This is a genomic window from Nocardiopsis xinjiangensis YIM 90004, assembly GCF_000341145.1.
In the GTDB taxonomy this organism is placed as follows: domain Bacteria; phylum Actinomycetota; class Actinomycetes; order Streptosporangiales; family Streptosporangiaceae; genus Nocardiopsis; species Nocardiopsis xinjiangensis.
This window is the reverse complement of the sequence record NZ_ANBE01000034.1, coordinates 1-24,059: the sequence shown is the minus strand read 5'-3', so window position 1 is coordinate 24,059 and position 24,059 is coordinate 1. Positions and strand designations below refer to the sequence as shown.

The window sequence follows — 24,059 nt, the reverse complement described above, 5'->3', positions numbered from 1 at the left end:
GGCCCTGCGGGTGTGGCCCCCGTGGACACACCCGCAGGGTGCACAATGGGCGGTCGACCCGCCCCGGGCCGTCCGCGGCCCCGCACCCCGTGCGCTGTCACCAGGAAGGAGTGGGCGCGTTCCCTCGCGGGGCGTGCCCCGGACCAGGATGAGCACGAGTACCCCGCGCCGCGGGCGCGCCTCCGGACGACGCGAGGCCACCCGGCAACGCCTCTTCGACGCCGCGTTGTCGTTGATCGCCGAACACGGCTACGACGTGACCACCGTCGACGAGATCGCCGAACGGGCCGGAGTGGCCAAGGGCACCGTCTACTACAACTTCGGCGGCAAGGAGGAACTCTACACCGCGCTGTTGGAGTGGGGGGTCACGCGTTTGGCCGACACCCTGCGCGAAGCGGTCCCGCCTCCGGAGGAGGGTGTGGACGAGCGCGACTCGTTGGTCCGGGTGCTGCGTGCGGGGGTGGTCTTCATCGGCACGCACGAGGAACTGGCGCGGATGCTCATGGCGGAGTCCTGGCGCACCAACCGCTCCTGGTACGCGACCGTGCACCAGCTGCGCACCGAGGCGATCGGGGTCATCACCGGCCGGCTGGAGCGATTGGCCGAACGGGGCCGCCTGCGGCCGAACCTGGACACGGACCTGGCGGGCTCGGCTCTGTTCGGCATGGTTGTGACGGTGGCGTTGAACTGGCGTAACCTCCAACCGGAACGGCCCGTCGAGGACATCCACGCCACCCTCGCCCACATGGCCGAAGGTCTGATCGGTCCCTCGGAGGGAGCGGTCTGACCGGCGCCGGTGCGTGCCCGACGCGCCCCTCACCGCCGTCCCCGAGAGGATCCCTTCCATGGCCGCGCTGTACCCCCTGTTCCCCCTGTCGTGCGGTGTCGTCCTGTTGTGGTTCGTCACCCGGGACACCCGGTCGGAACTCCGGTTGCTCCGCCACGGTGTGCGCGCCAAGGGCCGGGTCATCGGCTACAACGAGACCTCGACATCGGCGCGCATGATCGTGCAGTTCCGGACCGAGGACGGGGTGGAGGTGCACGCCGAGCACGAGAGCACCGGGTGGACGGCCTCGCGTTCGGGCGAGATCGTCACGGTCTCCTACGACCCGGACGTCCCCGAGCGTGCTCGGATCGTGTCGGGGCCCTGGATGACGCACTACGTGCGGGTGCTCTTCGGCGGGTTGGGCCTGTGCCTGACCGCCATCGGTCTGCTTCTGGGGTACCTCGCCTGGAGCTGAACCGGCGCGGCTGGGGCCTGCCGGTACGGTTCAGGGCCCCGGCACGGGGCCGGTCCCGGCGAGCGCGGGCTCCGGTTCGCGGTGGCGTACGAGACGAGTGGGCAGCTCCCCGGTGAGGGCCGCCCGGGTGGTGACCCTGGTGCCGGTGGCCAGGTCGGCGAGCCCGGCCCGGTCGGGACGCAGGAGTGCGGTGCCGGTGTGCACGGCGACCAGGACCGGGGCGAGCCAGAGCGGTGCGAGCACGAGGGACAGGGCGACCGGCAACGGCAGCAGGAGCGCGCGCACCAGGACCCGCCACCGGGCGGCCGGGTGCGCGGAACGTGCCCCGGCCAGTCCCAAGTGGAGGGCCGACCCTCCGGGAGTGGCGCGGTCGCGGCGCAGCTGCGGGAGTACCGCGGCGCCCACGACGGCGGCGGTCAGGAGCGCGGTACCGGCGGTCTCGGGCGCGGGGTCCCGATCCGTCCACAGGCGGGCCAGGGCGAGGGCGGAAGCGGTGCCGAACCACCACAGGCCCAGGTCCACGAGACCGGACAGGAGCCGCCGGGTCAGGGCCGGGACGGCACGGTCGGGCACGGCCCCGGGCCAGCCGCGGGCCAGACGCCCGGGCCCGGTCCCCAGGGCCAGGCGTGCGGCGAACCAACCCAGGAGGGTGCCGAGTACACCCATGGCCACGAGGGTCCACGAGGTCTCGGCGTAGGCGCAGGGGTAGACACCCAGGAGCCCGGTGGCACGGACGGCGCCCACCGTGAGGGAGAGCGCCGTTCCCAGGGCCAGGGTGGCCCACGGTCCCCGGCGGAACCGGTACCGGGCGAGCAGGCCCACGGGCAGGAAGACCGCGGCGGCCAGGGCGAGTTCGGGCAGGCCGTGTCCGGTGGCGGGCGGTGCGGTGGAGGCAGCGGTGTGGGCGCAGAGCCCGTCGGTGTGGGTGGGCAGCGGCCAGACGGCGTAGGCGACCAGTGCGGCGCCCGAGTAGAGCGCCAGGAGCGTGAGTTGGCCGGGCGTCCCCGACATCGGCCCGTAACGTGCGTGCTGTGCACGCAGGTGGAGCGCGGCCCCGACCACCACCAGCAGCGGCACCAGTGCCACGGCCGCCTCGACGGCGGCCGGTCCCCCGGTGTCGAAAGGTCGCCCCATGCTTCGCCCGCCTCCACCCGTCGTCGTTGAGCACCCCGGCGGGCGCGTTCCGGTGGGCCACGCTAGCGGGCCGGGAGGGCGGGCGACGGTGGATCGGGAAAATCTTCGCCGGAGCGCCCGGGTATTCCACCGGAACGTTCGGATATTCTTCCCGGCCTCAGGATCCCCGCGGCACAGGATTCCCCGCACAACAGGCCTCCTCGGAAGACCTGCGTCGACCATATGTGACCTTTGTCCCAATATAGCATTGGGTAGTCAGTTGTATTCCGAGACGTTATGTGCCTTCGACTGGACATACGCGCCCGTCATGGCAGACTGCCGACATCCCCCGCATCATCCGCTGATTCCGGGGCGAGATACGATCCCCAACGCCCTAAGCCGCGTGAGTGGTTACCCTACGGTAGTCCCGCGTCACACCCCAGGCCGGGCCGCCGCGCCCCAGGGATCATCCCTCGAGCCCGCACCCCGAGCGGGTCCCCCAGGTGCCCCTCAGCACCCGGCGACACACCGCACCCGATGAACTTCGACGCGGATCGACAGGAGAACCGTGCAGGCAGTACCCAAGCGACGCGGGCGCAGCATCACCGCCCGTATCCGCGCGATGGTCATGATTCCCACCAGCGCACTGCTCGCGCTGTGGCTGGTCCTCACCGGCGTCCTCGGCACCTGGGCCGTGTTCCAGCTCGTCCTCGCCAACGCCACCGAGGACCTCGTCACCCCCGCGGCCGTCGGCCTCGTCGACGCCATGGAGGAACGCTCGGTCACCGTCGCCCACATCGAGAACCCCGATGACGCCCAGCTCTCGCAGGAACTGGCCGAGTCGCGTGCGTCCACGGACGAGACCCTGGGCACCACCGTCGAGGACCTCATCGGCTTCGCCGACATGGCCCCCGGTGAGGGCGGCATGCACATCGAGATGCTGCACGACATGTACGTCGACATCGACCAGATCCGCAACGCCGTCGACTCCGGTGAAGCCGACCGCGCCGAGGTCCTGGACTACTACAACGAGCTCGTCCTGCACGGCGCCGACAGCTTCGACTCCCAGGGCCGCGAGGGCAACACCGGCGACGCCATCAGCCCCGGTTTCAGCGCCATCTACACGTTCCGCACGATCGACACCCTCTCCAAGGCCGACGCGCAGCTCGCCCGCGCCCTCAGCACCGGCGAACTCACCGTCGAGGACCAGCGCGAGTTCACCCGCCTCGTAGGCTCCTACGAGGGCTTCCTCCAGGCCAACGCCCGCTACCTGTCCGAGGAGCAGCTCGAGCGGCACGAGGCCGTTCTCGACAGCCCCGAATGGGAGCGCCTCAAGGGGTACGAGCAGGAGATCATCGACCGCCGGGTCGAGAGCGGCACCGTCACCGACCCGATCACCCTCGAACCCGAGAGCGTCGACGACCTGACCATGCCCGTGGACGCCGGCGACTGGCGCGAGGCATACGAGCCGGTCCTGGCCGAATTCACCGCGATCGGCGCCGCCGAGGCCGAGTACGCCGCCGCCATGACCCGCTCGGGCGCCAACACCTGGGTCAGCACCGCCATCGCCGGGAGCCTCGGTGTGGCCGCCGTCATCACCGGTGCCACGCTGCTGGCCCGCCGCTCCTCCCGAGAGCTCACCTTCCAGCTCCTCAAACTGCGCGACGACGCCGACGACCTGTCCCGCAAGCAGCTGCCCGACCTCATGGCCCGGCTCCACCGCGGCGAGCGTGTGGACACCAGGACCTCGATTCCCGAGCTGGAGCGCTCCGACGACGAGATCGGTGACGTCGCCGAGGCCTTCAACACCGCCCAGCGCGCCGCCATCGAGGAGGCCGTGCAACAGACCGAGCTGCGCCACGGCGTCAACCGTGTCTTCCTCAACATCGCCCACCGCAGCCAGACCCTGGTCCACCGCCAGTTGCGTCTGCTGGACAGGATGGAACGCGAGCAGGAGGACCCCGATCAGCTCTCCCAGCTGTTCAAGCTCGACCACCTGGCGACCCGTTCGCGCCGCAACGCCGAGAACCTGCTGATCCTGGGCGGGGAGGCCCCCGGCCGCACCTGGCACCGCCCCATGCCGCTCATCGACGTGCTGCGCGGCGCCATCTCCGAGTCCGGCGACTACACCCGCGTCAAGCGCGAGCGCCTCGCCCGGGTGAACCTCAACGGCCCCGCGGTCGCCGACGTCATCCACTTGGTCGCCGAGCTCGTCGACAACGCGACCATGTTCTCGCCCCCGCACACCAGCGTGCGCCTGAGCAGCGACGACGTCCCCAACGGTGTCACCGTCGAGATCGAGGACCGCGGCCTGGGCATGTCCGACGGCGAACTCGCCTCGGCCAACAGCCTTCTGGCCGAACCCCCCGAGTTCGACGTGATGCGGCTCAACGAGAAGATGCGCCTGGGCCTGTTCGTGGTCTCGCACCTGGCCCACCGCCACGGCATCAAGGTGCATTTGCGGGCTTCGCCCTACGGCGGTGTGCAGGCCATCGTGCTGCTGCCCCAGGAGCTCATCTCCGGGGACCGCGCCTCGCTCCCCGCTTCCCCCGACACCGGCGAGGACATCTGGGAGGTCCGCCAGGTCACCGGGCGCGGAGGGGCTTCCTCCGAGCCCTCCGAGCCGACGGAGCAGCAGACCGAGCAGGCCAAGCCCGTGCTGACCTCGGTGCCGTCCCACCCCGGCGGTTCCGGTGAACAGAACGAGGCTCCCGACGCCCCGGTCCCCCAGGCCGAAGACGACCATGGCGTGGCCGGTACCGACGCTCCTCCCGCCGGTACCGACGTCCTCGCCGACGCCCCCGACCGTCCCGGCGCGCAGGAGCCGGGCACCGCGAACGGGTCCGCCCCCTCGCGGCCCACGCTGCCCACCCGTACCTCCAAGATCGCCGCGGTACCCGCTGAAGAGGAGAATTCGAACGAGAGCTCCGGGGCCGACGGTGAGGCCCGAGGGCGCCCCTCTCTGCCCAAACGGCGTCCCCAGGAGAATCTGGCCCCCCAGCTGGCCGCCGACCCCGCTCCGTCCGGCGCCGGGGAGTCTCCCTCCGGTGCCCCGTCCGGCGGTGAGATGAACAGCGCCGAACGGCTGGCGCGCCTGCGCAAGAACATGTCCGCGTTCCAGAAGGGCACTGACCGCGGACGGCGCGACGGCAAGCAGACCCACGAGACCGACAAGGACGAGTGACCGTGACGAGTACCCCCGAGAGCGCAGAGCGCGGAAACGGAAACGCCGCGGGCAAGAAGGACATCAATTGGTTGCTGGACGAGCTGCTCGACCGTGCGGTCGGCTCTCGACACGCCATCGTCCTGTCCGCCGACGGACTGCTGATCGGACGCTCCCATGACCTGATCAAAGAAGACGCCGAGCACCTGTCCGCCGTGGCCTCGGCGTTCCAGAGCCTGGCCCGGGGCACCGGCCGCCACTTCGGCGGGGGCGAGGTCCTCCAGACCGTCGTGGAGATGGAGAGCGCCTACCTCTTCGTCACCGGTGCCGGCCGCGGGGCCTGCCTCGCGGTCATCGCGGAGGAGAGCTCCGACGTGGGCATGATCGCCTACGAGATGAACGTGCTGGTCGAACAGGTCGGCCGCTACCTCGACGCCGCCCCCCGAAGCGCGAACGCGTCCGGGGAAGCCACGCGATAGGGGACAGCATGCAAGCACACGACGACTACGGTCATGAGGCCCTGCCGCACCACCTCCCCATGCGGGAGGCGGGCGGCGGGCGCCCCCGGCCGGCTCCACAACCGGAGGAGAAGGCCTCATCCGAACCCCCGCCCGGGCCCGACGCAGGCCCTCTGGTGCGGCCGTACGTGATCGCCCAGGGGCGCAACCACGCCGACACCGTCAAGCTGGACATGATCAGCGTCGTCATCGCGGCCAAGCGCGCCGAGGTCGACGAGATGGAACTGGAGCCCGAACAGCTGCGCATCCTGGAGCTGTGCCGGCGCCCCCAGTCGGTGGCCGAGGTCTCCGCCCATCTGGAAATCCCGGTCGCGGTCGTCAAGGTACTGCTCAGCGATCTCCTCAACCGCGGGCTGGCCCTGGCCCGCGCCCCCTACACAGCGAAGAGCCCGGTCAGCCGGGACGTACTCCAGGCGGTTCTCGATGGCATCCAGAGACTCTGACCCGCAGGCTCCTGTCCCCTCCGCGTTGAAGATCCTCGTCGCGGGCGGTTTCGGGGCCGGCAAGACCACCTTGGTGGGAGCGGTCAGCGAGATCGCCCCGCTGAGCACCGAGGAGGTGATGACCGAGGCCAGCTACGGGGTCGACGACCTGTCCGGGGTGGAGGCCAAGTCCACCACCACGGTCGCGTTGGACTTCGGCCGTATCACCATCACCGACTCCCTCGTGCTGTACCTGTTCGGTACCCCCGGCCAGGAGCGGTTCTGGTTCATGTGGGAAGAGTTGTCGGAGGGGGCGCTCGGTGCGATCGTGCTCGCCGACACCCGCCGGCTGGAGACCTGCTTCGCCTCCGTGGACTACTTCGAGCGGCGCGGTGTGCCGTTCGTGGTCGCGGTCAACTGTTTCGAGGGCGCTCACCTGTATCAATCCGACGAGGTACGCGATGCGCTGAGCCTCGACGCGTCGATCCCGGTGATCCTGACCGACGCCCGCCAACGCGAATCCTCCAAAGAAGTGCTGTTGACACTGGTCAACCGGGTCGCCGAGCAGATGGCTGCCTGAGACGCGACACCGCCCGGGCCCTGCACACGGGGCCCGGGACACCCTCCATCCCTTGGACACGCGCGCCTTCCGGGTAAAGTACGCCCCGCAGGAACCTCCGTTTCGACAGGGGTTCCGAGCAACCCGGTGACCACGATCCCGTCATGGCGGGGCGCACGAAGGCGAGTGGGGTTTGTCCATATGAAGCGGTTCGATTGGCGCGACCGTATCCACGAGATGGATGCCGAGTCCGACTGCGAACAGATCGTACGGATCCTGAGCACGCACGAATTCCCGTGGGACATCGAGCAGGCACTGGGGCTTGCGCTGTACCGCACCTACGCCGTGCCGAGCGTCGGCGAGCTCCTGGCCCGCACCCAGGAGTTCACCGAGCGCACACAGCACCGGTACGACGACACGGCTCTGATCCTCAACGACATCCTGGAACACGGTTTCGGTCCGGGGCGCGGGCGTGACGCACTACGCCGCATGAACCAGATGCACCGTTCCTACGACATCAGCAACGACGACTACCTGTACGTGCTGAGCACCTTCGTGGTCATGCCGGTGCGCTGGCTCAACGACTACGGGTACGGCTGGCGCCGTGTGAGCGACCACGAGATCGCGGCGAGCACGAACTACTACCGCAAGCTCGGCAAGCACATGGGGATCAAGCACATCCCCGAGACCTACGCGGCCTTCCACCAGCTCCTCGAGGACTACGAGCGCGAGTACTTCGCCTATACCGACGGCGGGCGGGCGGTCTCCGACGCCACGCTCGGACTCATGGTGGACTTCTACCCGGCCTGGCAGCGTCCCCTGGTGCGCCCCTTCACCAAGGCGCTGTTGGAGGACTCGCTCCTCGAGGCCTTCGGCTACCCGCAGCCCTCCGGGTTCTGGCGCGCCTCAGCCAACGGGGCCCTGAAGCTGCGCGCGAAGGTCGTGCGCCGCATGCCTCCGCGCAAGGAGCCGCGCTGGGCCCGGATGAGCCCGAACGTCAAGATGTACCCCGACGGTTACGACCCCTCCCGGATCGGTACCTTCCCTCAGGGTTGCCCGGTCCCGCACGGCATGCGCACCCAGGAGCTCGGCACCACCGGCACACGGGTGCCCGCCCCCGGCCAGGCCCTGCCCCCGCAGGTCCCGGCCGAGCCCACCGGTGAGAACGACCCGCAGCGTCCCTGACGGGCCCGCCTCCGGCAACCCCCACACGAAACCCCGAGGAACCCCTGAATGACGCGCCTCAAGCGCTTCGACCTCCGCGACGAGATCCACCGCCTGGATCCCGAGAAGGACTGTGTGCGGATCATGCAGATCCTGCAGTCCCACGAGTTCCCCTGGGACATGGCCAGGGCCCTCGGGATCGCCCTGTACCGCACCTATGCCGTACCGTCCATCGGGGCGCTGTTGGGCAGGACCGACGAGTTCACCGGCAACACCCGGAAGCGCTACGACGACACCGCGCTGATCCTGGGCGACATGGTCCAGCACGGGTTCGAGCCCGGTAGAGGCCGGGACGCGCTGCGCCGCATGAACCAGATGCACCGTTCCTACGACATCAGCAACGACGACTACCGCTACGTGCTGAGCACCTTCGTGGTCATGCCGGTGCGCTGGCTCAACGACTACGGGTACGGCTGGCGCCGCCTGTCCGAGCACGAGATCTCCGGCATCACGCACTACTACCGGACCCTCGGCACGTACATGGGGATCAAGCACGTCCCCGAGACCTACGAGGGGTTCCGAGAGCTCATGGACACCTACGAGGCGGAGAACTTCGCCTACACCGACGGCGGGCGTGCGGTCTCCGACTCCACCCTCGACCTGATGGTGTCCTTCTACCCCGAGCGCCTCTCGGCCCCCGCACGCAAGTTCTCGATGGCGATCCTGGACGACTCGCTCATCGAGACGTTCCGCTACGAGAAACCGTCCAGGGGCTGGCGCAAGGGCGCCGACATCGCGCTGAAGCTGCGCGCGAAGGTCGTGCGGCGGATGAAGCCGCGCGAGGAACCGCTCTGGGCGTCGGACAACCCCAACATCCGCAGCTACCCGGACGGTTACCACCCGTCCAGGATCGGGACCTTCCCGGCGAGCTGCCCCGTGGCGCACGACGTCGACCCGGTCGCGCACCAGGATCTGTACGGGCCCGGCGGCGACCCCGGTCCCTCGACACGGGAGCAGCCGAGCGAGGCGGGGTCCGCCGCTGACGGGCACGCGTGAGCGCGGCCGCTCCGGACACCGTCCCCGGTGGGGCGGGGTCGCCCGCGCGGGGGCGGATCAGCGGCCGAGCCGGCGCCACAGAGGGCGCGGGAGCGTGCGCAGCACCGTGAACAGCGGCCACAGGACCGGCGGGGCCCAGACCGTGTGGGCCCCGGTGCGCAGTCCGCGGGCGACGGCCGCGGCGACCTGGCCCGGGGTGGCGGGGAACGGCGCGGGGTCCACGTGGCGCGACATCTGTGTCGGCACGTGACCGGGACGCACCACCAGGACCCGCGCCCCGGTGCCGTGGAGCGCGTCGCCCAGCCCTTGGGCGAACCCGTCGAGGCCGGCCTTGGCCGAGCCGTAGACGTAGTTGAACCGGCGCGTGCGCACACCGGCGACCGAGGACAGCACCACGAGCGTCCCGTGCCCCTGCTCGCGCAGGCGCGTGGCCACCGCCAGGTCCACGGACACGTGCCCGGTGTAGTTGACGGCGCTGTCCCGCGCGGCGGAGACCGGGTCGGCCTCGTAGGCGGCCTGGTCGCCGAGCACACCGAAGGCGTCCACGACCACGTCCAGGTCGCCGACGAGTTCCACGGCCGCGTCCACGGTGCCGGCGTGGGTCCCGTACAGTGCGGCGTCGAAGTCCAGCGAGTGCACCTCCGGTTCCAGCGCGGCGAGTGTGTGCGGCACCTCGGCCCCGCCGCGGGCGGCCAGCACCACCTCGCGAGCGCCCTCGCGCACCAGGCGCTCGACGACGGCCAGGCCGATCTCGCTGCGCCCTCCCAACAACAGCACGGACCTCACCGATCCGACGGCGTCGCGCATGGGTCACTCCTTCTCGGGTCGGGCTCTCAGGTCGAGGCGTCGGGCCAGGTCGGAGACCATGACCCCGTCCGGGTCGGCGCGCGCGCACGTACGCCGCCAGTCGGGCAGGCCGGGATACATGGCACGGACGGTCTCCGGACGGGCCCGGGCGTCCTTGGCCAGGTACAGACGCCCACCGGCCGCCAGCACACGCTCGTCGAGGCGGTCGAGGAGTACGCGCAGCCCGGGCAGGTCGGCGGGCAGGTCCACGGCCAGTGTCCATCCGGGCCGGGGAAAGGACAACGGCGCGGGGACGGCCCGCCCCGTCCTCTTGAGCACACCCAGGAACGTGGGTACGCGCGCCAGGTCCGCGGCCACCGCACGCAGGGTGTCCTCCTCCCCCAGCGGGACCACGCACTGGTACTGCACCGCGCCCGCGGGCCCGTACGCGCGGTTCCAGGCACGGAGCCCGTCCAGGGGATGGAAGAACTCCGCCAGGGGCTGCACCCGGCCCCGTCGCCGCAGCGGTGCCCGGTGGTAGTAGGCGTGGTTGAAGGCGGCGACGGTCCAGCGGTTGAAGAGCCCGCGCGGCGCCGTCACCGGTACGGTCGGCGCCGCTCCCGGACCGCCGCCGGACAACGGCGCACGCCGCGACCGCGCGGGCAGGTCCTGCACCCCGGCGTGGTCGGCGCGGGAGACGATCGAACGCCCTCCCCCGAGCAGGTCCACCCAGGCCACCGAGTACCGGTGGCCGCTGTCGCGCGAGAGCAGCTCCAAGGTCGTGTCCAGGTCCGCGGTCCGGTCGGTGTCCACCCGTGCGTGGGCCGTGGTCACGGGCAGGGTGGCGAAGGTGGCCTCGGTGACGACCCCGGTCAGTCCCATGCCGCCGACGGTGGCCCAGAACAGTTCGGTCTCGCCCTCGTCGGGGCGCAGCCGCCGCACCGTGCCGTCCGGGGTGACCAGGGTCAGCGACCGTACGTGTGCGCCCAGGGAGGAGTCGGCGTGGTGGTTCTTGCCGTGCACGTCCGCGGCGATCGCCCCGCCGAGGGTGACGTGGCGGGTTCCCGGCACCACCGGGAGGGCGTGTCCACGTGGCAGCAGTCCCGCGGAGATCCGTCCGAGCGGGGTCCCCGCGGCCACGGTGGCCTCGCCCCGTTCGGGATCCAGGCGCACGGGGCCGGTGAGTTCGGTGCAGTCCAGTACGGTCCCGCCGGCGTCCTGCGCGGCGTCGCCGTAGGAACGCCCCAGGCCGCGGGGCAGCGCGCCCCGGGGGCCGGCCGCGGCCAGCGCGCGGGCGACCTGGCCGGTGTCGCGCGGGCGCACCACACGGGCTGCGGAGGGTGCGGTCCCGCCCCATCCGCTCAGGAGCACGGTCACGGGTAGATCCCCATTCCCACCAGGGCCATGAGGACCACGAGGGCGCTCTGGAGAGGCCGGTCGCGCAGGGCGATCTCCTCGGGTTCCTCTCCGGCCCCGCGGTCCACGAGCATGTTGTAGCGAAGCGTACAGGCGAACAGGGCCACGACACTCGCCGCGTGCCAGGGCCCTTGGGAGAGCGCCCAGAGGCAGTAGGTGACCACGAGCACGGCCGAGACGGCGATCCTCAGCCCGGTCAGGAACGGGGCGGTGTACGCCCCGAGGATGCGTCGCGCTGGTGTGGACCCGCGGCGTTCGGCTTCCCGTTTTCCGCTGACCAGGAGAAGCGCACCCATCGCGACCACGAGCACGAACCATCCGGACATGGACACACCCACGGCGGCGGCCCCGGCGGCGGCGCGGAGCACATGGCATCCGGCCACGGAGAGCAGGTCCACGAACACGACGTTCTTGAGCAGGAGCGTGTAGGCGGCCGTCAGCAGCACGTAGCCGGTGATGACCACGGTGAGGACGGGGGCGTCCAGCAGCAGGGACAGCAACGGTGCCGCGGCGGTCATCACCGGCCCGGCCACGAGCGCCGTCGGCAGCGGCAGGGCGCCCGAGGCGACGGGACGGTGGCGTTTGCGTTCGTGCACGCGGTCGCTCTCGACGTCGCGCACGTCGTTGAGCAGGTAGGTGCCGCTCGCCGCCAGGCAGAACAGGGCGACCACGGCACCGCACAGGAGCCACGCGGAGGGCTCGGAGAGGGCCCCGGCCGCGGCGGGCGCGGCCAGGACCAGGAGGTTCTTCGGCCACTGACGGGGGCGGCAGGCCCTCAGCAGAGCCGGGGCGAGCGCACCCTGCGCGGCCGTGGAAGAAGAGGCCCGGCCGGGCACCGGGGGCCCGGGTGCCGGCGGGCGGGGATCACTCCTGCCGTTCACCGCGACGGCCGGTCACCAGGAGCACGACGGCCACGCCGATGAGGCCCACACCCACGATGAGGGAGGCGATGGGCAGCGCGGTGTGGAGCAACGGCAGGAACTGGCGGGCCTGCTCGGTGTTCTCGATGGCGCTGTCGATGGTCGCGTCGTCGTAGCTCAGTTCGCCCTCGAGCATGGTCAGGACCTCCTCGTCGTCGACGACGACGACGCGCTTCTGGTCCTCGCTGAGGTTGATGGGTGCACCGGAGGTCGGTTCGATCCAGTAGGTGCGGGTGACCGAGTACTCGACGTCGCCGGTGACGTCGCCGTCCCCTCCGAGGCCGGCGACGTCGCGCGGAACGGTCTGTTCGTCGATGACGGTGGGCTCGACGGTCTGGACGAACCGGTAGGCCTCCACCCCGTCGATGGTCTCGACCCCGTCGAACTCGATCGGGAGGGTCTCCTGGACGGTGGTCTCGTAGAACTCGTAGTCCCGTTGCTCGGTGAAGAACGGGAACTTCCAGAGCTGGCCGTCCTGGGTGACGGAGGCGTCGTCGACCATCGGATCGCAGCAGTCGACGCCCTCACCGGTCACACGGTCGTGGCCGGCGCGGCGGCTGGTGGAGGAGATACCGAAGTCGGTCTCGCCGTCCTTGATCCAGGTGAACTGGTCCCAGACGACGGTCTCGTCGCTGCTGGAGGCCACGTCGGCACGCACGGTCGTGTGCGCTTCGACCTCGGCGTCCTCGACCTGTTCGACGTCCTCGATGTTGAAGTAGTCTGCCTGCCCTGTGTTGACCAATTCGGAGTAGTAGTCCAGCGGGGTCTTCATCAGGGAGCTGGCCACCCACGTGCGCATGAGGGGTGCCATGGCGAGGCAGAAGACCCCCAACGCAATGAGAACGACCGCGACGGTACGGCGCATGTGCCCTCCTGGGCGTGATGAGAGTCCGGTTCTGGAACGGCTTCGCTGGGGTTGGAGGGGGCCGGGGGGACGCCCGGGAAGCGATCGACCCCGTGAAACTGGCTTCAGTTCCAGTAGACTACTCCCCAGTAGTGAACGGCGTCACCCTGGCGTGCCCTAATTTTTATAACAGGTTCTACTTGACACGTGGGGCCCGAGTGCCTGATGGCTCCCGCCTCCGCGCCGCACCGACGCCCGTGCTCCGTCTCCCAACCGTCCCGGAAGGCCCCATGGCGCCCACACCCTCAGCGCCCCCGCACGGCGGCACGCGCAGCACCGGCGACCCCGATCTCGTCCTTCCGCAGGTCAGCGGCCGGCACGACACGCTCGACGGCATCCGCGCCATGGCCGCCCTCATGGTTCTGGCCTTCCACGTGGCCACGGAGACCGGCGACACCCTGAGCCCCGGCCCCGTGGGCGGGCTGCTGTCCGCCCTCGACCTGGCCGTCCCGCTCTTCTTCGCACTCTCCGGGGTGCTGTTGTACCGCCCCTGGGCCCGCGCCGTCCTGGACGGGACCGAGGGACCCCGCGCCCGCACCTACCTGTGGCGGCGGGTCGTGCGGGTCTTCCCCGCGTACTGGATCGTCGCGCTGGCGGCNCATGACCCTGACCTTCACCTTCAACACCGATCCCGACTGGGTGGGCACCGGCCCCTACGGCCTGGGGCAGATGTGGAGCCTGTCGGTGGAGGTCAGCTTCTATCTGCTGCTGCCGGCCTTCGCCCTGCTCCTGGCGCTTTGGGCGCGCCGGGGCCGCTCGGTGGACACACGCGGGCGGCGCCTGCTCCTGGGGTTGGCCGCCGTGGGGGTCCTGGCGTTGCTCGCGCTGATCCCGCAGTTCTATCCGGAGCCGCGTGAATACATGCACGCCTGGCTTCCGCGCTCGATGGGCCTGTTCGCGACCGGGATGTCGCTGGCGGTGCTGTCCGAGTGGGCCTGGCGGGAACCGGGACCGGACGGCCCTGTACGCCGGTTCTGCCGCACTGTCGCTGCCTCCCCCGGGGTGTGCTGGCTCCTCGCCGGCGGGTTCTTCGTCCTCACCGCGACCGAGGCGACGGGCAGCCGGTTCATCGGTTCCGGCGACATCTGGACCTCTGCGGTGGCATCGCTGGCCGGGATCGGATTCGCGTTCTTCATCATCGCCCCCGCGGCGCTGGCCCCGCGCCCCACCCACGGCCCGTACCGTCTGCGCACCGCCGACGCCTGGCGGGAGGGGCGCTGGATGGACTCACTGCTGCGCCACCGCGTGTGGCAGTTCCTGGCCAAGGTCTCCTACGGGGTGTTCCTGTGGCAGTTCCTGGTGCTGTACCTGTGGCGCGACTTCACCGGCCAGGAGATCTTCACCGGCTCGTTCTGGCTCGATGTGGTACCGGTGACCATCGCGACGGTCCTGCTCGCCATGGCGACCTTCCGGTGGGTGGAGGAACCCAGCCGACGGTGGTCCCGCAAGTTCTTCCGTGAACCCCCGCCCGCGAAGGCCTCCACCGACCGCCCCTGAGGCGGACTCGGCGGAGGCCCCTACCGGTCGGAGGCCCGGACCGGTTCAGGCCGGGCCGATGACGAAGACCGGGATGTGGCGGTCGGTCTTCTCGCGGTATTCGGCGTAGGGCGGGAAGGCCTCCACGGCCCGGTCCCACCAGCGGGCACGTTCGTCGCCCTCCACCTCACGGGCACGGGCGGCGAAGGGCTCGGGCCCGTCCTGAAGGACGACCTCGTCCGGGGCGGCACGCAGGTTGTGCACCCACGACGGGTGCTCGGACGCTCCGCCCAGGGAACCGACGACCGCGTACTCCCCGTCGTGCTCGACCCGCATGACCGCGGACTTGCGGACCTTGCCGCTCTTGCGGCCGCGGGTGGTCAGGATGACGACCGGCATCCCGGTGTCCATGAGGGTGTCGCCCTCACGGCCGCCGGTCCGCTCGTACAGGTCCACCTGTTCACGGACCCATCGGGCCGAACTCGGCTCGTACTCGCCTTCGATGATCTGCTCCGTGCTCATCGTGCTCCTTCGGAAAGAGGGGGCGATCGAACCATCCCGATGGTGGCACGGGCCCGCCGGGAGACGGGTTCGACATGCCCTACGGCGCCGGGGCCACCGGGTTCCGGCGCCAGGGTCGCGGTCTCCGGTCCGCCCTCACATCCGGGCATCCTCCTCCGCCTCCGACCTAGGCATCCCCGCCGCCGGTGTCCTCGTCGGGATCGGAACGCTCGTCCCCGGCCGGCAACCACCGCTCATCGTCCTCGGCCGGGCCCATCACGCCCACCGAGACCCAGTTCACGCACACCGCGTCCTCCTCGGTGTGCAGGGCCAACTGCTGCGCGGGCGCACCCGAGGGCACGAACCGGACACCGTCCTCCTCGGCCCCGGGCAGTTCCAGTTCCACGAAGTCCTCGCCCAGGAACAGCACCGAATCGGTCTCCTCCTCGGACTCGTAGCCGATCGTGACGACCTGCGAGGGGCCGCCGTCGGCCTCCACCGGCCAGGACATGACGCCGTCCCACGTCTCCAGGCATTTCTCGCCCTCCTCGGGCACGAAGACCGCGGAGTCCTCCCCGGGAGCAGCGTGTACGAGGTCGCCGCCGCCGTCGAAGACGTGGGCGGTGTCGGCCTGTTCCGGTACCCGCATGCGTTCGGCGGTCTCGTCGTCGGCCAGTGGGGAGAGCGCCCAGGAGCTGAGCCGGTACTGGCCGTTCCACTCCACGATGATGTCTTCGGGCACCGGGGTGGAGTACAGCCCGCCCTCCTCCGGTACGTCCGACAACGAGGCACGCACCGAGCCGAGGTAGGACCCGAGGTAATCGCCCTCGAGGGTGCGCGCGTAGGTGTGGGTGGACCACACCGCCGCGGCCGCGTACGCGACGGTCGCCGCGACGGCCGCCACCCGGGTGGTGCGGCGCACACGAACCCGGTAGGGACGCAGGTCGGAACGTCCTTCCCCCGCCGAGCCCACATGGGCGCGGGCCCGTTCCTCACGGGTGGGCAGGAAGGCCAGCGCCAGGCACAGCGCGAAGACCATGGCGGCGTCGGCGACGTAGCGCGGGTCGGCGCCGACCACGTCCTGGAACCGGGCGCGGGCGATGATCGTGGGCAGGACGTCCACGACCACCAGGTACCCCAGGAGCAGCGCCCAGGCCCGCCACGCACGCCTGCGCATCCACACGCCGGCCAGCACGATCACGCCCAACACGGCCCAGGCCGCCAGGACCACCCAGCCGCGCGGGTCGATGAGTCCGCCGGTGGGGGTGACCGGTCCCCATTCCAGCGGGCCTCCCAGAGCACCCACGGGGAAGACCTCGGTGATCAGCCCGCGCGCGATGCCCCACGCGGACTCGCTCTCGGGGACCCCGGCCCCGTCGGAGCTCTCGGCCGAGGCCATGCGTCCCAGGTACAACGCGGTATAGGCGGCGAAGAGCCCGGCCATGGTCGCCCAGTAGGGGCGGTGCAGTTCCCAGGCCCGGCGCAGCGACACCAGCAGCCCGCCCGGGTAGAGGTAGGCCACCGCGACGGCGAGGGCGAGCACCGGCAGGAACACGGCCTTGACGGTGAAGAACATCCCGAACACGATCGCGCCGGCGGCGAGCCAGGCGGTGCGGGGCTCCCCCGTGCGCAGGTGGCGCACGGTCCACAGCAGTGCCAGGGCGAGGGCGAGTTGGAGGGGCACCGCGTTGAGCGCCGCAGACCACCAGCCCAGGACCGGCACGGTCAGCGGGGCGAACGCGAAGACCGTCAGGGGCACCAGCAGGGCCCAGCGGCGGCCGAAGAGTTCCCACAGCAGGCGCAGGAAGGCGAGGAGGGCGGCGGCCTGCACCACCAGCATCACGCCGGCGCTGAGCCACCACTGGTAGGGCCAGAACACGGTCTGGAAGTAGACCAGGAAGAGCGCCCCCGGCATGAGGTGGCCCTTGTGCAGGTCGAAGAGGTAGTCGGGGCTGAGTTCTCCGGCGTCGGCGGCCGCGAAGAAGAGGTAATCGTCCTCGACGAAGTTCGACTGGGTGAGCACGTAGGCGCGGAGGAGCACCGCCAGCGCCGCGATCGCCAGTCCTGCCAGGAACACACGGTCGCGGAGCAGCCCGCGGAGTCCGGCGGCGGCGCCGCGCAGGACTTCACCGAAGGAGGGGCCCTCCCCGTCGGGCTCCTCGGCCGGGCGGCGTACCCTGTTGGCGCCCTCCCCGGACGGGTCGCCCTCTACCTGCCTGCCCTCGGAGTCGGGCTCCATGGAGTTCTCTCCCAGCACTTATTGGCCATCCCGGAAAAGGGGTGCCAGAATACAACATGTTCCACTTTTTTCCTCGACCGTTATCGCAGGTCCACGCTGACCGTGCGTGCAGAACAGGAACACGCTCCATTTCCGCGTGTCCGGCTGGGGTCGTGCAACCGTGGGGGTGAGGCCCGTGGGGCTCGAACAGGTCCGGCGCGACTGGACCCGTCTGGGGGCCACCGAACCGTTGTGGGCGGTGTGTGTGGATCCCGGGAAGCGGGACGGCGGCTGGGACGACGACGAGTTCCTCGCCTCCGGTCGCGCGGAGATCGACCCCGCCGTCTCGCGCATGCGCGACCTCGGCGTGTCCCCGGGCGGGGGCCGGGTCCTGGACTTCGGGTGCGGGGCAGGACGGCTCTCCAACGCCCTGGCCTCGTACTTCGACGAGGTCGTGGGCGTGGACATCTCGGAACCGATGCTGGACGAGGCGCGGCGCCTGGACCGCTCCGGCGGGCGCCTCACCTTCGAGCTGAACGAGCGCCCGGACCTGTCGCGGTTCGGGGACGACAGCTTCGACCTGGTCTACACCGACCTGGTCCTGCAGCACCTGCCCCCGGGCCTGGCCGAAGGGTACGTGCGCGAGTTCGCGCGCGTGACCCGTCCCGGCGGGGTGCTGGTGCTGGGTGTGCCCGAGCGGGTCCGGGCGACCTTCAAGGGGTTGGTCTTCCGCTTCCTGCCCTGGCCGCTGGTTGCTCTGGCCCAGAAGGTGATCCTGCGGTACCCGGCGCCGATGCGCATGCACACGCTGCCCGCCGCGCGCCTGGCCGAACTGCTGCCGCACTCGCGGATCGCGGCCTCGGACCGGTACTGGGGCGGCGACCACTGGGAGCACCGGCGCCACTACGTCGTCGTGGGAGCGGAGAGCCAGGCATGACCACCGGTACACGCACGGAGGAGCTCCTGCCGTTCCGGGCGACGCTGGGGCGTTCGGTGGGGCTGTTCTCGGCCTTCCGCAAGGAGCAGACCGACCCCGCCTTCTTCTACGGGAAGCTGGCCCGCGACACCGTCGACCAGCTGCGTTCCTACACCCCGCTGGACGGTCGCACGGTCGTGGACGTGGGCGGCGGTCCCGGGTACTTCGCCGACGCGCTGCGCGGGGAGGGCGCACTCTGTGTGTGCGTGGACGCCGACGCGCACGAGATGCGCCTGCACGGGCGTTCCGCCGATGTCCACGGTGTCCAGGGCAGCGCGCTGGACCTGCCCCTGCGCGGCGGTTCGGTGGACGTGTGCCTGTCCTCGAACGTGCTGGAACACGTGCCCGACCGCACCCGTATGGCCGACGAGATGGTGCGGGTGACCCGGCCCGGCGGCCTGGTGTACCTGTCGTACACGCTGTGGCTGTCGCCGTGGGGCGGGCACGAGACCTCGCCCTGGCACTACCTGGGCGGTTCCTACGCAGCAGAACGTTTCGCGCGCAAGCACGGCCACCGCCCGAAGAACGACTTCGGACGGAGCATGTACGCCGCGCACGCCAAGGAGATGCTGCGGTGGGCGCGCTCGCACCCGGACGTGGAACCGGTCGACCTCCGGCCGCGGTACCTGCCCACCTGGCTGAAGCCGATCGTGCACGTGCCGTTCCTGCGCGAGGTCATCACCTGGAACCTGTTGCTGGTACTGCGCAAGCGTTCCGCTTGACCCCCGCACGCCCCGGTTCCGGCTCTTGCCGCCAGAACCGGCCTCGGCCACCGTCAGCGGCCCCGCGCCACCGCCGGCCCGCTGACGGCGGCCCTGTCGCCCTCCCCGCGTCCGGCGCCCGCCGCACACGCAGAGGTCTCATCCGAGGCGGCGCAGGGCCTTGCGGGGCGAACGTGCGTGGGTGCCCATGCCCCGGAAGGGGCAGTCGGTGCGTTCGTGGTCGATGGTGAAGTCCCCGGCGGACTCCAACCGGTCCAGCTCCACCCACGTGACAGGCGTGGCGACCGGTGCGCCGGGACGCGCCCGTACCGCGTAGGGCGCCACGGCCAACTGCTCGCGCCCGTTGCGCAGGTAGTCCACGAACAGTCGGCCGCGCCGGGCGTCCTTGCGCACCTCGGTGGTGAGGTCGTCGGGCCGTCCCGCCGCGACGCGTTCGGCGATGGCCCGTGCCATGTCGCGCACCTCCTGGTCCTCCAGCTCGGGGCGCAGCGGCGAGTGGACGTGCAGTCCGCGCGAGCCCGTGGTCATGACGTAGGCCGCCAACCCCAGGCCTTCCAGCACCTCCCGGGCCTCGTGCGCGGCGGCACGGCAGGCGTCGAAGGCCTCCGCGCCGCCGCCGGGCGGGTCGAGGTCCAGGACCATCCGGTCGGGACGGCCCAGGCGCGGTTCGCGCGAGAGCCACACGTGCTGGGTGAGAGCGGCCTGGTCGGCGCACCAGACCAGCGCGGCGGTGTCCTGGCACATGATCATGCGCCCGCCGCTGGTCCGCACGTGCCGCACCCAGTCCGGCGCCGGGGGGTGCTTGACGTAGAACCGTTCGCCGTCGATGCCGTCGGGCAGGCGCTCCAGGGCCACGGGACGCCCGCGCACCTGCGGGAGCATGAGCGGGGCGACACGTGTGTAGTACCGGGCCAGATCGAACTTGGTCGCCCCGCCCTCGCCGAAGAGCGACTTGTCCGGGCGCTTGACCCGCACCACGCGCCGTCCCGCGCGTACCTGCGTCGCTGGGGTCATTCCTCCACCCCGAAGGGCAGTTCGCGTGCGGTGTGCTGCACGCTGACCCAGTGGTCGGTGGTGAAGTCGTCGATGGCCCACACACCGCCGAACCGCCCGATCCCGGAGTTCTTCTCGCCGCCGAAGGCCGTGTTGGGTTCGTCGTTGACGGTGGTGTCGTTGACGTGGGTCATGCCGGCCCGCACCCGCCGGGCGAAGCGCACGCCGCGTTCCATGTCCTCGGTGAACACCGCGCTGGAGAGCCCGTAGTCGGTGTCGTTGGCGATGTGGAGGGCCTCTTCCTCGCTCTCGGCGCGCACGATGGTGGCGACGGGGCCGAAGACCTCCTCGGCGGCGGTGGCCACGCTGTTGCCGCCCACCAGCACATGCGGCGGCAGGACCCGCCCCGCGGGCCCCGTGGGGTCCCCGGAGACCAGCAGCTCGGCACCGCCGTCCACCGAGCGGCTGATGACGTCCCGGATGTTGGTGAGCTGGCTGTCGTTGATGATCGGCCCGATCTGGGTGTCGCTGCCCGCGGGGTCGCCGGTCCGCAGGCCTTGGGCGCGTTCGCGGACCCGGTCGACGATCTCCTCGTACACCCCCGACTGGGCGACGATCCGGTTCGTGGCCATGCAGATCTGGCCCTGGTGGTAGAAGGAGCCGAAGACGGCGGCGTCGGCCGCGCGGTCCACGTCGGCGTCGTCGAGGATCACCAGGGGCCCGTTCCCGCCCAGCTCCAGGGCGTGGTTCTTCAACGGTGACTGCGCGGCGATGTGGCTGCCCACGGAGGTCGATCCGGTGAAGGAGATCAGCGAGGGCACACGGCTGGTGACGAGTGCGTCGCCGATCTTGCTGCCCTTGCCGATGACGACGTTGAGCACCCCGGGCGGGAGCCCGGCCTCCTCGTAGATGCGGGAGAGCAGCAGTCCGCCGGTGACCGGTGAGTCCTCGGCCGGTTTGAGCACGACCGTGTTGCCGAGGGCGATCGCGGGCGCGATGGAGCGGTGGGACAGCTGCATGGGGAAGTTCCACGGGGTGATGGTCCCGACCACCCCGACGGGTTCGCGGTAGACCCGGTTCTCCTTGCCGGGGGTGATTCCGGGCAGGATCCGTCCGGAGACCCGTGTGGGGTGGTTGATCACCTCGACCATGCCGGCGCGCACGAGCGACCACTCGAGCTCGGCGCGCTGACGGACCGCCCCGACCTCACGGACGAGCCACGTGAGGATCTCGTCCCGGCGCCGGTCCATGAGGTCCAGGGCCCGCAGGAACAGGGCGGAGCGTTCGGTGGCCGGGGTCGCTGCCCACTCGGGTTGTGCGTCGGCCGCGACCCGGTAGGCGTTCTCGACGTCGTCGGCGTCGGCGAAGCGGATCCGGCCGAGCGGAGTGTCGTCGTAGGGGTTGACGTTCTGGTGCTCGGTGCCGGAGGAGCCGGTCCAGGCCCGCCCTCCGACGACCATCGTGTCGAAACCGCCGTAGGGCTCCGGTGTCCGTGCGTCGCTCATCGTTCCTCCCGAGGACGAGGGTCCGCGAGGACCACCGTGCCCGAACCCTGCGCCACAAAAACGACAACTAGCTTCGGATCACCACAAAACGGAACCCTCACCCGCGGCAGCACCCGCCCCGAACACGTCGACGCCCGGCCGGGCGTACCCGGCCGGGCGTCGCTGCGAGGAGCGGGCGATGCGCCTCACTTGCGCTTGTTGATCTCCTCGGTGAGCTGCGGGGTGACCGAGTGCAGGTCACCCACGACACCGAAGTCGGCCAGCTCGAAGATCGGCGCCTCGGGGTCCTTGTTGACCGCGATGATGTTCTTCGCGGTCTGCATGCCGGCGCGGTGCTGGATCGCACCGGAGATGCCGAGCGCGACGTACAGGTTCGGGCTGACCGTCTTACCGGTCTGGCCGACCTGGAACTGGTTCGGGTACCAGCCCGAGTCGACGACGGCGCGGGAAGCGCCGACGGCGGCGCCGAGGCTGTCCGCCAGCTCCTCCACGACGCCGAACCTGCCCTCGCCGACACCGCGGCCACCGGAGACGACGACCGCGGCCTCGGTGAGCTCGGGGCGCTCGCCCTGCTCGACGACGACACGCTCGACGACCTTGGCGCCCTTGGCGGCGTCGGAGATGTCGAGGGAGACCGACTCCTCGGCGGCGGCGCCGGAGACGGCCTCCGGGACCACCGAGTTCGGGCGGATCGCGACGACCGGGACACCGGCCTTGACGCGGCCGTGCGTGACGGTGGCGCCACCGAAGATGCTGTGCTCGGTGACGACGTCGGCGGTGACGTCGACGACGTCGGTCAGCACGCCGGAGCCCAGCTTCACGGCGGCGCGGCCGGCGATCTCCTTGTTGCTGTTGGTGGCCGAGACCAGGACCGCGGCGGCGCCCTGGTCCTGGGCGAGCTTCGCGAGCAGCTCGGCGGTGGGAGCGACGACGTAGTCGTTCAGCTCGGCCGGAGCCACGTAGACCTTCTCGGCACCGAACTCGGCCAGAGCGGCCTTGCCCTTCTCTGCGCCGTCACCGACCCACACCGCGGCGGGCTCGCCGATGCGGCGGGCAGCGGTGAGCAGCTCGGTCGTGACCTTCTTGACCTCTCCGTCGACATGGTCGACGAGGACGAGGACCTCAGCCATAATCCTTGAACCCTTCCTTGCGTCTCTCGCCGGACCTACACGAACTTCTTCTCGGCGAGGAAGTCGGCGGCCTTGCTGCCGCCGTCCCCCTCGTCCTTGACGATGGTGCCCGCGGCGCGCGGCGGCGCAGCGGCGAAGTCCACGGTCTCGGTGGTGGCGTTGGCCAGCCCGATCTTGTCGGCCTCGATACCGAGGTCCGCTGCGGTCTTCTCCTCCATGGGCTTCTTCTTCGCCTGCATGATGAGCTTGAAGGAGGGGTAGCGCGGCTCGTTGATCTTCTCCACGACGGAGACGACGGCCGGCAGCTGCGCTTCGACGACGTCGTGGCCGTAGTCGGTCTGGCGCTGCACCTTGATGGCGCTGCCGTCGACGTCGACCTTGCCCGCGAGGGTGAGCTGCGGGGCACCGAGGTACTCGGCGAGTGCGGCACCGAGGACACCGGTACGGGCGTCGGTGGACTCCGAGCCGAGGACGACGACGTCGTACTCGATGCTGCCCAGGGCCTTGGAGAGGGTGTAGGCGGTCTGCAGGGCGTCGGAGCCGTGCAGCGCTTCGTCCTTGACCCAGAGGGCCTTGTCCGCACCCATGGACAGGGCCTTGCGGATGGTGTCCTTGGCCTTGTCCGGGCCCATCGTCAGGACGGTGACCTCGCCGCCGTGCTTCTCCTTGAGCTGGAGCGCCTCTTCGACGGCGTACTCGTCCAGCTCGTTGATGACACCGTCGGACGCTGCGCGGTCGAGCGTGTTGTCTTCTTCGTTCAGCTTCCGCTCGGTCGCCGTGTCCGGGACCTGCTTGACCAATACGACAATATTCATGGCCGGTGGCCGACCTCCCTGCACTCCCATGATCCGCCGTCCGGCGGACGGACGCTGGCGCGCCCCGTACTGCCAACAATGCCGAATGCCGTTCGGTCATCCGACGGCGGGGCCGGTATTCACGTCAAGGCCGGTCCCGCGGTGTGCTCTACACGTATGTTACTGGCTAGTAGCCAAGAGACCAAGCCATGGCCTCCACTGTTACTTAGGAAACCCTAACCAGAGCGGGGCCACAGGACGCCAGAGGGCCGCGGCAGCTCGGCCGCCCGGCCTCCGCGAAGCGGACCCGCTCCTGGCAGCACCACGAATCAGCCTAGCTCGGGCCGTCCCGGGCGCATCGGTGCATCCACCTGCCGAAGCCCACAGAAGTGGCACAGCACACACGAGGACCCGGCCGGACGCCGAGCGTGGCGGATTCTTGGGGTCCTCGCAACACCTGACGGTCTACGTGGTCGTCAGTA

The 24,059-nt window shown here is 70.7% G+C and carries 21 protein-coding genes and 1 pseudogene; 11 read left to right on the top strand and 11 right to left on the bottom strand.

Annotated elements, in window-relative coordinates:
- The first annotated feature begins 148 nt into the window (after nucleotides 1-148).
- Both D473_RS0117095 and D473_RS0117090 read left to right on the top strand, forming a co-directional pair.
- Nucleotides 149-787, top strand: coding sequence for a TetR/AcrR family transcriptional regulator (locus D473_RS0117095; protein ID WP_017610269.1), 639 nt, complete (start codon nucleotides 149-151; stop codon nucleotides 785-787).
- Between the two features lie 58 nt (nucleotides 788-845).
- Nucleotides 846-1,241, top strand: a complete 396-nt coding sequence (locus D473_RS0117090) for a DUF3592 domain-containing protein (RefSeq protein WP_026127047.1) — start codon at nucleotides 846-848, stop codon at nucleotides 1,239-1,241.
- 30 nt (nucleotides 1,242-1,271) lie between these two features.
- Here the strand turns inward: D473_RS0117090 and D473_RS0117085 are convergent, their stop codons facing one another.
- Nucleotides 1,272-2,375 (bottom strand): hypothetical protein, encoded by a 1,104-nt coding sequence (locus D473_RS0117085; protein ID WP_017610267.1) that lies wholly within the window; start codon nucleotides 2,373-2,375, stop codon nucleotides 1,272-1,274.
- 547 nt (nucleotides 2,376-2,922) lie between these two features.
- Here D473_RS0117085 and D473_RS0117080 point away from each other — a divergent pair.
- The 6 genes from D473_RS0117080 (at nucleotide 2,923) to D473_RS0117055 (ending at nucleotide 9,236) form a co-directional block, all read left to right on the top strand.
- Nucleotides 2,923-5,538, top strand: coding sequence for a sensor histidine kinase (locus tag D473_RS0117080; protein ID WP_017610266.1), 2,616 nt, complete (start codon nucleotides 2,923-2,925; stop codon nucleotides 5,536-5,538).
- Nucleotides 5,539-5,540: 2 nt separating this feature from the next.
- Entirely contained in the window at nucleotides 5,541-5,996 is a 456-nt protein-coding gene (locus tag D473_RS0117075; RefSeq protein ID WP_026127046.1) for a roadblock/LC7 domain-containing protein, read from the top strand.
- 8 nt (nucleotides 5,997-6,004) lie between these two features.
- Complete coding sequence (locus D473_RS0117070; RefSeq protein ID WP_017610264.1) at nucleotides 6,005-6,478, top strand: DUF742 domain-containing protein; 474 nt, start codon at nucleotides 6,005-6,007, stop codon at nucleotides 6,476-6,478.
- Entirely contained in the window at nucleotides 6,459-7,037 is a 579-nt protein-coding gene (locus D473_RS0117065) for a GTP-binding protein (RefSeq protein WP_026127045.1), read from the top strand. The genes D473_RS0117070 and D473_RS0117065 overlap by 20 nt, the downstream gene beginning before the upstream one ends.
- A gap of 180 nt (nucleotides 7,038-7,217) precedes the next feature.
- On the top strand, nucleotides 7,218-8,201 hold the full coding sequence (locus D473_RS0117060) for an oxygenase MpaB family protein (RefSeq protein ID WP_017610262.1): 984 nt from the start codon (nucleotides 7,218-7,220) through the stop codon (nucleotides 8,199-8,201).
- Nucleotides 8,202-8,249: 48 nt separating this feature from the next.
- Nucleotides 8,250-9,236 carry an oxygenase MpaB family protein gene (locus D473_RS0117055; protein ID WP_017610261.1) on the top strand — a complete coding sequence of 329 codons (987 nt, stop codon included), beginning with the start codon at nucleotides 8,250-8,252 and terminating at the stop codon, nucleotides 9,234-9,236.
- Between the two features lie 57 nt (nucleotides 9,237-9,293).
- Here the strand turns inward: D473_RS0117055 and D473_RS0117050 are convergent, their stop codons facing one another.
- Genes D473_RS0117050 through D473_RS0117035 form a run of 4 tightly spaced genes read right to left on the bottom strand, consistent with a single transcriptional unit; the run spans nucleotide 9,294 to nucleotide 13,223 of the window.
- Nucleotides 9,294-10,043 (bottom strand): SDR family NAD(P)-dependent oxidoreductase, encoded by a 750-nt coding sequence (locus D473_RS0117050; RefSeq protein WP_017610260.1) that lies wholly within the window; start codon nucleotides 10,041-10,043, stop codon nucleotides 9,294-9,296.
- Nucleotides 10,044-10,046: 3 nt separating this feature from the next.
- Nucleotides 10,047-11,399: an FAD-binding oxidoreductase gene (locus D473_RS0117045; protein WP_017610259.1), complete on the bottom strand. Its 1,353-nt coding sequence runs from the start codon at nucleotides 11,397-11,399 to the stop codon at nucleotides 10,047-10,049.
- Nucleotides 11,396-12,274 (bottom strand): decaprenyl-phosphate phosphoribosyltransferase, encoded by an 879-nt coding sequence (locus D473_RS0117040; RefSeq protein ID WP_017610258.1) that lies wholly within the window; start codon nucleotides 12,272-12,274, stop codon nucleotides 11,396-11,398. Before D473_RS0117040 ends, D473_RS0117045 begins: the two co-directional genes overlap by 4 nt.
- 28 nt (nucleotides 12,275-12,302) lie before the next feature.
- A complete protein-coding gene (locus D473_RS0117035) occupies nucleotides 12,303-13,223 on the bottom strand; it encodes a DUF3068 domain-containing protein (RefSeq protein WP_017610257.1) in 921 nt (306 codons plus the stop codon).
- Between the two features lie 269 nt (nucleotides 13,224-13,492).
- Between D473_RS0117035 and D473_RS25785 the strand changes: the two are divergent.
- A pseudogene (locus tag D473_RS25785) lies at nucleotides 13,493-14,759 on the top strand (acyltransferase family protein).
- 45 nt (nucleotides 14,760-14,804) lie between these two features.
- Here D473_RS25785 and D473_RS0117025 read toward each other — a convergent pair.
- Nucleotides 14,805-15,260, bottom strand: coding sequence for a nitroreductase family deazaflavin-dependent oxidoreductase (locus D473_RS0117025; protein ID WP_017610254.1), 456 nt, complete (start codon nucleotides 15,258-15,260; stop codon nucleotides 14,805-14,807).
- Nucleotides 15,261-15,426: 166 nt separating this feature from the next.
- On the bottom strand, nucleotides 15,427-17,478 hold the full coding sequence (locus D473_RS0117020; RefSeq protein WP_017610253.1) for a hypothetical protein: 2,052 nt from the start codon (nucleotides 17,476-17,478) through the stop codon (nucleotides 15,427-15,429).
- 175 nt (nucleotides 17,479-17,653) lie between these two features.
- Here D473_RS0117020 and D473_RS0117015 point away from each other — a divergent pair, with 175 nt between their 5' ends.
- Both D473_RS0117015 and D473_RS0117010 read left to right on the top strand, forming a co-directional pair.
- Nucleotides 17,654-18,394 carry a methyltransferase domain-containing protein gene (locus D473_RS0117015; protein ID WP_017610252.1) on the top strand — a complete coding sequence of 247 codons (741 nt, stop codon included), beginning with the start codon at nucleotides 17,654-17,656 and terminating at the stop codon, nucleotides 18,392-18,394.
- On the top strand, nucleotides 18,391-19,155 hold the full coding sequence (locus D473_RS0117010; protein WP_017610251.1) for a class I SAM-dependent methyltransferase: 765 nt from the start codon (nucleotides 18,391-18,393) through the stop codon (nucleotides 19,153-19,155). The genes D473_RS0117015 and D473_RS0117010 overlap by 4 nt, the downstream gene beginning before the upstream one ends.
- 138 nt (nucleotides 19,156-19,293) lie before the next feature.
- Here D473_RS0117010 and ligD read toward each other — a convergent pair whose 3' ends face one another.
- The 4 genes from ligD to D473_RS0116990 form a co-directional block, all read right to left on the bottom strand.
- The gene (gene ligD / locus D473_RS0117005; RefSeq protein ID WP_026127043.1) at nucleotides 19,294-20,169 is read right to left on the bottom strand and encodes a non-homologous end-joining DNA ligase; all 876 of its coding nucleotides are present in this window, start codon (nucleotides 20,167-20,169) and stop codon (nucleotides 19,294-19,296) included.
- Nucleotides 20,166-21,653 carry an aldehyde dehydrogenase family protein gene (locus D473_RS0117000; protein WP_017610249.1) on the bottom strand — a complete coding sequence of 496 codons (1,488 nt, stop codon included), beginning with the start codon at nucleotides 21,651-21,653 and terminating at the stop codon, nucleotides 20,166-20,168. The genes ligD and D473_RS0117000 overlap by 4 nt, the downstream gene beginning before the upstream one ends.
- Nucleotides 21,654-21,838: 185 nt before the next feature.
- A complete protein-coding gene (locus D473_RS0116995) occupies nucleotides 21,839-22,783 on the bottom strand; it encodes an electron transfer flavoprotein subunit alpha/FixB family protein (protein WP_017610248.1) in 945 nt (314 codons plus the stop codon).
- A gap of 35 nt (nucleotides 22,784-22,818) precedes the next feature.
- A complete protein-coding gene (locus D473_RS0116990; RefSeq protein WP_033353530.1) occupies nucleotides 22,819-23,598 on the bottom strand; it encodes an electron transfer flavoprotein subunit beta/FixA family protein in 780 nt (259 codons plus the stop codon).
- Nucleotides 23,599-24,059: the final 461 nt, after the last annotated feature.